Genomic DNA, 10,965 nt, shown 5'->3' on the forward strand with positions numbered 1-10,965 from the left:
ATTAAATTTATAGAGATTTTTCTATATCTTCTTGAGATGTATGACGAATATCTTTGCCATTTACGAAATATATAATGTATTCCGCAATATTTTGGCAACGATCTCCGATACGCTCAAGCGAACGCACAGACCACACTAAGTCCATAATTTTCGGGATTGAGCGAGGATCTTCCATCATATAGGTCATTATTTGACGTGTAATGGCTTCATACTCTCTATCTACCTTTGCATCTTCTTTGTGAACCTGAAATGCACGTTGTACATCCATACGCGCAAACGCATCAAGCACATCATGAAGCATTTTTAATACTTGGCGACCCATATTTTCAATATTAACTAATAAATCTTGCTGATCTTTAGTAAATGAATCCAATGCCACTTTTGCAATGCGCTTTGCTTCATCGCCAATACGCTCTAAATCAGCAATCGTTTTTGCAATTGCAATTACTAACCGTAAATCACTGGCTGCTGGCTGACAACGAGCAATAATGCGAGTGCACTCTTCGTCAATGTTCACTTCCATAGCATTTACTTTGTAATCGTTCTGACGCACCTTTTGAGCAAGCTCTGCATCGTTACGACTAACGGCGTCAAGTGCGCTGCTTAGTTGTTGTTCAACGAGGCCTCCCATGCTTAATACATGGTTGCGTACATTTTCTAGCTCTTGATTAAACCGGCCAGAAATATGCTTATTAATATTATGTTCCATAATTGCCTTCTCTCTTAATCTTATACAACACGTTATAACGGGCTAATTAACCGTAACGACCGGTAATGTAGTCTTCGGTCTTTTTCTTAGTTGGTGTTGTAAATAAGGTATTTGTATCTGAATACTCAATCAATTCACCCATATACATAAAGGCTGTTTGATCAGACACTCGCGCTGCTTGTTGCATGTTATGTGTAACAATAACAACGGTAAATTTGTTTTTTAAATCGTTAATAAGCTCTTCAATTACCAACGTTGAAATTGGATCAAGCGCTGATGTAGGCTCATCTAATAGTAACACTTCTGGCTCAATCGCAATTGAACGAGCAATAACTAAACGTTGCTGCTGACCACCCGACAAACCAAACGCACTATCGTGTAATCTGTCTTTTACTTCATCCCACAATGCTGCACCACGAAGCGACTGCTCTACTACTTCGTCTAATTTACGTTTCTCTTTAATACCTTGTAAGCGTAGTCCATATACCACATTCTCATAAATAGATTTAGGAAATGGGTTCGGACGCTGAAATACCATGCCTACGTTACGGCGAAGTGCGGCTACATCAACACTTTTATCATATATATTTTGCCCATGAAGTAATATCTCACCTTCAATTCGGCAAATATCAACCAAATCATTCATGCGGTTGATACAGCGCAGCAATGTTGATTTACCGCAACCCGATGGGCCGATAAACGCGGTTACTTGACCTTTAGGAATGTTCATATTCACTTTATTAAGTGCTTGCTTATCACCGTAGTAAAGATCGAGATTTTTAATCTCTAACGCTTTTTGATCGTCAGTTAAGTTTTCTAAATCTAACTTCAAGCCTAAATTTGCTTGGTTTACTTGTGGAGCGACTGTAATCATGTTTGTTACCTATAAAATCTTTACAAATTAGTGTTCAAGCGATCTGAATTTTTCACGTAAATGATTACGTATACCAATAGCCGTTATGTTAAGCGTAATAATCACCGACACTAATAAAAAGGCCGTTGCGTATACCAGCGGACGCGCCGCTTCAACATTAGGACTTTGGAAGCCAACATCGTAAATATGAAAACCTAAATGCATGAACTTTCTATCTAAGTGAAAGTACGGGAAGTTGCCATCCAGTGGTAATGTAGGTGCCATTTTCACAACGCCCACCAACATTAGTGGTGCAACTTCACCTGCAGCACGTGCAACTGCCAATATTAAACCGGTCATAATTGCAGGACTTGCCATTGGAATTACTATACGCCATAACGTTTCAACTTTTGTTGCGCCAAGTGCGAGTGAACCATCGCGCACAGTGCTAGGAATACGAGATAAACCCTCTTCAGTCGATACAATAACAACAGGTAAAGTCAGTATAGCGAGCGTTAACGCCGACCACATTACACCAGGTGTACCAAATACTGGGGTTGGTGAAGCTTCTGGATAAAATAATTGGTCTAAGCTGCCACCTAACATGTATACAAAAAAGCCAAGGCCAAATACACCGTATACAATTGAAGGCACACCCGCTAAGTTAATTACCGCGATGCGAATCATTTTAGTGATAGCATTTTTAGCGGCATACTCGTGCAAATAAATTGCAGCAACAACACCAAACGGCGTCACGATTACAGCCATCAACATAACCATAAACACTGTACCAAATATAGCAGGAAAAACGCCGCCTTCGGTATTTGCTTCACGTGGGTCATCAGATACAAACTTACCTAACTGTACAAAGTAGTGCCCTAACTTTGCAAAAAAGCCCATGTCGTTTGGAAACCAAACATCGAGTACTTGGTACATAGGAATAGTAACAATTTCACCGCGCATATCTTTTACGGTTACGTAGTCACGTTTAGCTTGCTTACGTAGTGCAAATAAATCTTTTTCAAGTACACCATACTCTGCACGTAATTCAGCACGTGCTTGAGCAAGTTCAGCAACACGTTCATCAGTTAATGCGTTATCGAGTAAGTAGCCCTTTTCTTTTAAACGAAGACGCTCAAGCTCGTAGTTAATATGGCCTATATCGCCATTTTGTAAATCGAGTGCCTCATCGTTTAAATCAACAGCACGCTCAACAAGCTCATGTAGTATTTCTACTTTATCGCCAGCCACCGGCTTGCCATCTTTAATTACATTTTCTACATAGCCATAAAAGTTACCGTTTTTGCTACGTTCGAATACTGCAAGTGCCGCTGGCGTTGATTTATCTTTTATGTCAGTTTCCAGTATCCAACGAAAATCTAAATCTACGTATTCCCGATTACCCGTTTTTATCAGTAAACGTTCAAACTCTTCTTTATCGAATGCAGATACATCAATACCCGTTGCCGTCAAACGTTCTTTAGGAACAAGTTCACGATCGTAAATTTCACCTATTACGGTTTGTTTTGCAATTGACCCTTCAAGTTCAAACTGTACAACTTGAGAAGGCCAAAAAAAACTTAATCCCTTCCAGGCTATCATTGCTAGGATACCTAGCACTGAAATTAAACTGATGCTCACTGCACCACCGGTCATCCAAATCCAAGGAGAACCAGACCTAAACCACTGCTTTATCATGTCGTGTCTCTCCACTTACATTGAGCTGTATTTTTCACGTAGTTGCTGACGAACAAACTCAGCCACTGTGTTAAAAATGAAGGTAAATATGAATAGTACAAAAGCGGCTAAAAACAAAATTCTATAATGTGAACTACCCACTTCTGACTCTGGCATTTCCACCGCAATATTTGCCGCAAGAGTACGCATGCCTTGGAAAATACTCCAATCCATAATAGGTGTATTACCTGTCGCCATTAATACAATCATTGTTTCGCCAACTGCACGGCCTAACCCCATCATTACTGCTGAAAAAATACCTGGGCTGGCTGTTAGTAATACAACACGCACAAGCGTTTGCCACTGAGTAGCTCCCAGAGCTAATGAACCGTTTGATAAATGTTTTGGCACACTAAATACCGCATCTTCAGCAATCGAAAATATAGTAGGAATAACCGCAAACCCCATCGCAATACCAACAACTAACGAGTTTCGCTGATCGAACGTCATGCCTAATTCATTCGTTAAATATTGGCGAACATTGCCATCAAACATCCACAGTTCAATTGTTTCGCTCATTGCGAACGAAAACCAGCCAATAAGTAACACAACCGGAATAAGGATGATTGAATGAGAACCTTCTGGTATTTTATGGCGAATGCTTGCTGGCAACTTTGTCCAGCCTAATGCCGTACCTAAAATGCCCAATGGTAGTAATACTAATAACCCAACAATGGCTGGCAAATGCTCTTCAATTAAAGGAGCCAACCAAAGGCCAGCTAAAAAGCCTAAAATAACCGTGGGTAATGCTTCCATTATTTCTACGGTTGGTTTCACTACCTTACGAAGCTCACTCGACATAAAGTAGGCTGTATAAATAGCTGCAGAAAGTGCAATAGGTACCGCAAATAACATGGCATAAAATGCCGCCTTTATTGTGCCAAACGAAATAGGTACGAGTGAAAACTTAGATTCAAAGTCATCACTTGCTGATGTTGACTGCCAAATATAACCCGGCTCAGGGTAGCCTTCGTACCATACTTCTTCCCATAGCGCAGACCAGGTTACCTCAGGGTGTTCGTTATGTATTTCAAGTACCGTAAGTTTATTGTCAGCTAAAATTAATGCGGCGTTAGAGCGTGGTGCAATAGCAAAGTCTTTAATAGCACCTTCACTCACCTTGCCTTGCCATAATTTGGCTTCGCTTGTTGTATAGTACACACCAAGTTCGCCATTACTGCTGGTAGTAAAAAAAGTTCGGCGATAAAACTCTGTAAATATATTTAACTTACTTTGTTTACTTGTTTCAAATGAGCGGATTTTTTGATATTCACGACCAGTCTCAGTATTTACTTCAAACCATTGTGAAACCTCACCATTATCATTAGCAAGCATCAATGAGTTAGCACCGGCAAGTAATTGTGCAGATACTATATTTGCATTTTCTTCATTTGCCGAAAGTAATTGAATTAGCTCAACGTCGCTTGAATCACGTGTATCGTATACATAAATTTGATTAGCTGAACGAATAAAAGTACGCGTTGTATCAGGTGAAATTAAAAGCTCATCGACGCGCCCTTCAATGTTCAACTCAGTACGTTCAACAACCCATTCTACCTCGCCAGTAAACATGTTTTCTTCAGCTACAAAGCTACTAAACAAAACACGTTTGTCAGCCGTTAATGCCACAACAGCTGTTTTATCTTCATAATGACTAAATGCAAAACGCGATATAGCAGCGCCTTCTTCATCTACTTCTAGCGCCATTTCGCCAAGTGGGTAATCAACTCGCGGCGTTAATTTACGTTCATTATTTGGAAACGTGACTAAAAATTTAGGTGCAACAATCACCACCGAACCGTTTTGTAAGCCATAGGCATATTGCCCCTGAAACGGTGCGCTGGTCGCAAAGCTACTCACTTCACTTGGTAGTTCTACATCAAGTGTTTTAAGTTTTTTACCAAAACTAGCTTTTTCTACATTGTAAAAATCTACACTGCCTTGCTTGCTAAGTAAAAAAGCAACTTCTGTTTGCTCTTCAACACCTAAACCAACAATTTGATCTGCATTGGCAACATTGAAACTGTCGCGCTTTTCAACTTTTGCTGATTCAAAAATCGGTTGTACTACATAAAGGAGGTAGAAAAAAATTAATAGCAGCGCTATTAATACCATTACTCCACCTGCGGTTATGCCAAACTTGGCAAACCGATCTTTAAATAGACGGCTTCGATCCGTATTAAAAGTCGGCTTATTCGGATTGGAAGTCATCAAAACACCCTTAAATCTTAACGTTGCATAAATTATATTTCATCAAGATGACAGTATTGTTACAGCGGTAACAATAAACCTTTTTAGCCAGCTAATAATAAGGTGGTTTAATTCATTGCATATTTTGCATTAAACGAATAGTTTATAAGTGAACTTAATTATAAATTTATTGGACAAAGTATTTATCGAGGTCAATACTGAAAGGCGCCTAATAAATAACAATAGCAATGAGCTAAGCACTTAGTGCACATTGCTAGACGCGCACAACTCTAGGGTTTGAACCTATCGTTTATAAAACAACCCATAATATTTAGATTTAAGTTAGATAAACACTTAATGCCTATGCATTTACCTTCTTTGGGCTTAAAAAAGAGAATTATTTATGAAGCAGTTGGTTATAACAATTTTAGGGAAAGATCGCCCTGGCTTAGTAGAAAGCATCTCAACCATTATTTTAAAAAATAACGGTAATTGGCTCAGCAGTAACTTAAGTCATTTGCTTGGTCACTTTGCGGGGATCATACAGCTAGAGGTCGCTGAAGAGCATTTACAATCACTTCAAAATGCATTAAACGCATTGCCTAAGCTTGATGTACGTATTGAAACCGGCAATACAGAAATAGAACATGTTGAACTTGAACAGCTAAACTTTGTGATTACAGGAAACGATCGCCCTGGAATAGTACAAGAACTTGCCAGTGTTATTCGCCATAAGGGCGCTAACATTACCCATTTAAACTCAAGGCAACAGAGCGCCCCAAACTGGGGAGTCCCTATTTTTAGCGCCGTAGCTACCATAACGTTACCTAATGGAATGAATAAAGATGAAGTAATTGATGCTCTCGAATCGATAACTAGCGATTTGATTGTTGATGTTGAAGACGTTTAACCTTCCTTAATGCGTGTCATAAACCTGACACGCATGTCATTCTAATGTCATGAACTTGCACTATATTTTATTTAGCATCTAATCGCGGAATAAAATATGAATGCCCATACAGGAAAAACGCAAGTTATTGAATATTTTGCAAAAGAGTTAAGCTGGCTATCGTTTAACGAGCGCGTATTACAAGAAGCAAAAGACAAAAGTAACCCAATCATTGAGCGTATGCGTTTCTTAGGTATCTTTTCAAATAACCTTGATGAGTTTTTCAGAGTTCGAGTGGCCGATGTTAAGCGCCGTATTTTATTAAGCAAACTACCTGATGCTAATTTTGAAGAAGACGAAGTTCTTTTAGGCCAAGTACAAAAAAAAGTATTATTGCTTGGTAAAAAATTTAACCAAGTTCATCAGCAAATTTTAAGTGACTTAACCGCACATAACATCCATGTTGATCGTCCTGAAAAGCTAAGCGAATTCCATTTAAATTGGTTGAAAATTTACTTTAATGACAATGTACTACAGCATATCTCGCCCATATTACTTGATGAAAATAAAGATTACTCAGATTACGTTAACGACACCATGACCTATCTATTCGTAGAAATGTGTGACGAAAAAAGCCATTACGCTATGCTCGAAGTACCCACAGACCGCGTGCCAAGATTTATAAATTTACCGCCTGAAAAAACTCGTCGCCATAAAACTATTGTGATGCTTGATGACGTTATTTTATATTTTTTAAATGATGTATTTAATAGCTTTTTTAGTTTTAAAACAATTCAAGGTTACTCAATTAAGCTTACTCGCGATGCAGAATATAACCTAGATGACGAACTAGAAGAGGGCTTATTAGATAAAATGTCTAAAGGCCTCAAACAGCGTATTTACGCAGAGCCCGTTCGTTTGGTATATGACGAAACCATGCCTGATAATATGCTTAAAGTAATGAAAAAGCGCCTGAGCGTAACTCATCACGACGCACTTATCCCAGCAGGCCGTTATCGTAACTTTAGAGACTTTATAGCCTTTCCTAATGTAGGGCGTCAGTACCTTGAAAATAAACCGCTGCCGGCATTACAAAGCGCTGCATTTAATAAACACACCAGCGTATTTGATGCTATTAGCGAACAAGATATTCTCCTTTATTATCCGTACCACACATTTAACCACTTACTAGAGTATGTGCGTCAAGCAGCATTCGACCCAAAAGTTACGCAAATTAAAGTTAATATTTATCGCGTTGCCAGTAAATCTCGATTGATATCATCACTCATCAATGCCGCTAAAAATGGTAAACAAATCACTGTAATGGTCGAGCTAAAAGCTCGCTTTGATGAACAAAATAATATCGAGTGGGCAAAGATATTAAGCGGCGCAGGTATTAGAGTGATTTTTGGTATACCCGCGTTAAAAGTACACAGTAAGTTATGTATTATTCATCGTAAAGAGAAAGGTCAAATAGTAAAGTATGCACACATTGGCACTGGTAACTTTCACGAAAAAACAGCAAAAATCTATACCGACTTTAGTTTATTCACAAAACATGTTGGGATCTGCGAGGAATGCGATAGCGTATTTAAATTTATAGAAAGTAGCTACAAACCTTTTAATTTTGAATACTTAATGCTGTCACCTGTAAATGCTCGTGACACTTTACTTGATTTAATCGATAAAGAAATTCAGCATGTAGAGAACGGTTGTGCAGGTAAAATTACTATTAAAGTAAACAACCTTGTTGATAAACAGCTTGTTGATAAACTCTACTACGCTGGTCGTCGCGGCGTTAAAATACGTATAATTGTACGTGGCATGTGTTCATTAATACCAGGGGTAGCTAGATTTAGCGACAATATAAGAATAATAAGCATTGTAGATCGCTTTTTAGAACACCCAAGGGTAATGGTTTTTGGTAATAACGCAAACGACAAAGTTTATATTTCATCTGCTGATTGGATGACCCGTAATCTCGATCACCGCGTTGAGGTGGGCGTGCCTATTTTAGATGCGAAATTAAAGCAGCTCATTATTGATATTCTAGAACTGCAATTTAAAGACCGTACAAAAGCACGCTTAATCGATAGCGAACAAAAAAATGCCTATGTAAGACGTGGAAACCGTAAAAAAATCCGCTCGCAAATAGCGATTTATGACCACCTAAAAAAGTGGGAAGGTAACTATAATAATGGATGATCACCCCTCTATTGCCGCTGTCGACTTAGGCTCTAATAGCTTTCATTTAGTGGTTGCCCGTGAAGTGGATGGCACACTGCAAATTCTGCATAAAGAAAAGCAACGTGTATATTTAGCTGACGGGCTAGACGATAAATTTAGGCTAAGCCAGCAAGCAATTGATCGTGCCTTAATAGTGCTTAAACAATTTGCAAATACTCTACAAGACTTCCCTGCATGTAATGTAAAAGTAGCTGCAACGTATACTTTTAGACGAGCTAAAAATATCCATGCGTTCTTAACACAAGCCAGTAAGATCTTTCCATTTCATATTGATGTTATTGCAGGGCAAGAAGAGGCACGGCTCATTTATCAAGGTGTCGCGCATTATGTACACAATGAAGAAAACCGCTTAGTAATTGATATTGGCGGCGGCAGCACCGAGCTAATAATAGGTAAGCACTTTAAACATAAGTTACTCACAAGCCGAAATATAGGGTGCGTAAGTTATACCAAGCAATTTTTTAGTGACGGCATAATAAACGCCAAACGCTTTAATAAAGCAGAGATAAAAGCAGAACAAGAAATAGAGGTTATTTTTGCTAATTACATCAATGAGGGTTGGCAAAACGTTATTGGTACATCTGGCACTATTAAATCTATTTTGGCTATGGTGGGCGCCCAAAATCCGCATCAGCCTTGTATAACCTACAATGATTTAGTCACCCTTAAACAACAATTCATAAATGCCAGACATAGCGATAATTTACTCATTGAAGGTTTAACACCGGAACGACAGCAAAGTATTTGTGGCGGTTTAGCGATACTCATTGCTATTTTTAGAGAGTTTTTGATTAAAGAACTAACTTATAGTGATTTTTCGCTACGTGAAGGTTTATTACATGAAATGCAGCAAAAGTTGGCCGATAAAGACATTCGTAGCAATACCATTAATAACGTAAGTGATAGATACACTGTAGATAAAGCACATGCAATCCGTGTTACTAACACTGCAACTTGGCTTTATGAGCAACTTAAAGCGCCGTGGCAGCTTGATAACAATGATGATATTGCCTTGTTAACATGGGCTGCTAGTCTTCATGAAATTGGCCTATCAATTAACTCTTCGGGTATTAATAAACACAGCGCTTATATTGTTGCTAACAGCCAGCTGCCCGGCTTTACCCAACAAGAACAGGTAATATTAAGTTCGTTGATTCGCTTTTACCGGAAAAAAATTAGGCTCGATGAGTTACCTGAATTCATAACTATTTCTCAGCAGCAAGTGCTCAAGCTTATTACTATTTTGCGTTTAGCGATTCTATTTAATCAAAAACGCCAAGTAAGCCAAAAACCCAATATGGAAATTAGCGCAAATAGCACCGGCTTATTTATAAAATTTTGCGATAACTACTTGCAAGAACACACACTACTACAAGCTGATTTAATACAAGAACAGCGTTACTTAAAGAAGGTAGGTATAGCGCTTGATTGCTCCTAAAACTAACATATATCAAAAGTAGGATCAGTAATACCCCGCTTTTTCAGCTACATATCCATATGACGGTTAGTGCTTTGCATCATTTGCTTTATGCCTTGCTTTTCGAGCTCTAATATTTGTTGAAGCTTTTCTTGTCCGCTTTGGGTTTCGGCGCATTCAAGTAAGTATTCGTATAACTCAATTACTTTTTGATGTTGCTGTGCTAAATAGCCTTGAATAACTTCTTCATCAAATTGCTGATCTTTACTAATGTCTTCAAAAGTAATTAGCTCAGGATTTTTAGCAAAATATTCATAACAGTACGTATCGAGCGTATTTATTTCGGTTATCGCTTTAAACCCGACCAAATCTTCGGCGAGTTTTTTTTCATAATTTAGGTAGTAGTCCACCAGCATTGCATTATGTTCATCGAGTAAATCCTTTACGCTATGAAAATTAGCCGCCATTTGCGTATGAAACAAAATGGTCCAATCGTATACCTCTTTAATTGTTTTAATTTGCATGTGCATTCCTTATTTAGTTGACTGAAGTACAATGTTGCGTAAAGCGTGCCAATTAAAAAGGTATTTAAAAACAGTTGGTTAATTTAAATATGAGTAATAACTAGCTATTTAATAGAACAACTTACAAATTATAGGTAATTTTTATAGAGCAATGCGTGGGAAGTAACCGCACTGCACAGCTCTATCGTCTTGTTGCTTTATATTATTTAAGTCCTTGTTTGCGCCACAGTAGGTAAACCGCAGGAATAACAAGTAAAGTAAGTACAATTGCACTGCCCATACCGCCAACCATAGGCGCTGCTATTCGGCTCATTACTTCGCTTGCTGTACCTGTGCCATACAGCACAGGTAATAAACCGATAATAATGGTCGCGACAGTCATCATAACTGGGCGTACTC

Annotated in this window: 9 protein-coding genes; 3 read left to right on the forward strand and 6 right to left on the reverse strand. The window is 38.5% G+C overall.

Annotation, left to right across the window (positions count from 1 at the left end; translation table 11 throughout):
- Positions 1-7 precede the first annotated feature (7 nt).
- From phoU to DC53_RS01090, 4 genes are read right to left on the reverse strand one after another with little or no spacing between them, the layout of a single operon-like run.
- A complete protein-coding gene (gene phoU / locus DC53_RS01105) occupies positions 8-709 on the reverse strand; it encodes a phosphate signaling complex protein PhoU (RefSeq protein WP_033032118.1) in 702 nt (233 codons plus the stop codon).
- A 46-nt stretch (positions 710-755) separates the two neighbouring features.
- Positions 756-1,583, reverse strand: a complete 828-nt coding sequence (gene pstB, locus DC53_RS01100; protein WP_007375984.1) for a phosphate ABC transporter ATP-binding protein PstB — start codon at positions 1,581-1,583, stop codon at positions 756-758.
- 27 nt (positions 1,584-1,610) lie between these two features.
- On the reverse strand, positions 1,611-3,260 hold the full coding sequence (gene pstA, locus DC53_RS01095) for a phosphate ABC transporter permease PstA (RefSeq protein WP_033032120.1): 1,650 nt from the start codon (positions 3,258-3,260) through the stop codon (positions 1,611-1,613).
- Between the two features lie 15 nt (positions 3,261-3,275).
- Complete coding sequence (locus DC53_RS01090) at positions 3,276-5,510, reverse strand: ABC transporter permease subunit (protein WP_033032122.1); 2,235 nt, start codon at positions 5,508-5,510, stop codon at positions 3,276-3,278.
- Positions 5,511-5,892: 382 nt separating this feature from the next.
- Between DC53_RS01090 and DC53_RS01085 the strand changes: the two genes are divergently transcribed.
- The 3 genes from DC53_RS01085 (at position 5,893) to DC53_RS01075 (ending at position 10,063) form a co-directional block, all read left to right on the forward strand.
- The gene (locus DC53_RS01085) at positions 5,893-6,399 is read left to right on the forward strand and encodes a glycine cleavage system transcriptional repressor (RefSeq protein ID WP_007375981.1); all 507 of its coding nucleotides are present in this window, start codon (positions 5,893-5,895) and stop codon (positions 6,397-6,399) included.
- Positions 6,400-6,495: 96 nt separating this feature from the next.
- Positions 6,496-8,583, forward strand: coding sequence for a polyphosphate kinase 1 (gene ppk1 / locus DC53_RS01080; RefSeq protein ID WP_033032124.1), 2,088 nt, complete (start codon positions 6,496-6,498; stop codon positions 8,581-8,583).
- Positions 8,576-10,063: a Ppx/GppA phosphatase family protein gene (locus DC53_RS01075; protein ID WP_033032126.1), complete on the forward strand. Its 1,488-nt coding sequence runs from the start codon at positions 8,576-8,578 to the stop codon at positions 10,061-10,063. Before ppk1 ends, DC53_RS01075 begins: the two co-directional genes overlap by 8 nt.
- A 47-nt stretch (positions 10,064-10,110) precedes the next feature.
- Here DC53_RS01075 and DC53_RS01070 read toward each other — a convergent pair whose 3' ends face one another.
- Both DC53_RS01070 and DC53_RS0120820 read right to left on the reverse strand, forming a co-directional pair.
- Complete coding sequence (locus DC53_RS01070; protein WP_033032128.1) at positions 10,111-10,566, reverse strand: hypothetical protein; 456 nt, start codon at positions 10,564-10,566, stop codon at positions 10,111-10,113.
- Between the two features lie 202 nt (positions 10,567-10,768).
- Positions 10,769-10,965, reverse strand: a 197-nt coding sequence (locus DC53_RS0120820) for an efflux RND transporter permease subunit (protein ID WP_139016134.1), incomplete at its 5' end; no start/stop codon positions are given.

The organism is Pseudoalteromonas fuliginea (assembly GCF_000690055.1).
GTDB classification, from domain to species: domain Bacteria; phylum Pseudomonadota; class Gammaproteobacteria; order Enterobacterales; family Alteromonadaceae; genus Pseudoalteromonas; species Pseudoalteromonas fuliginea.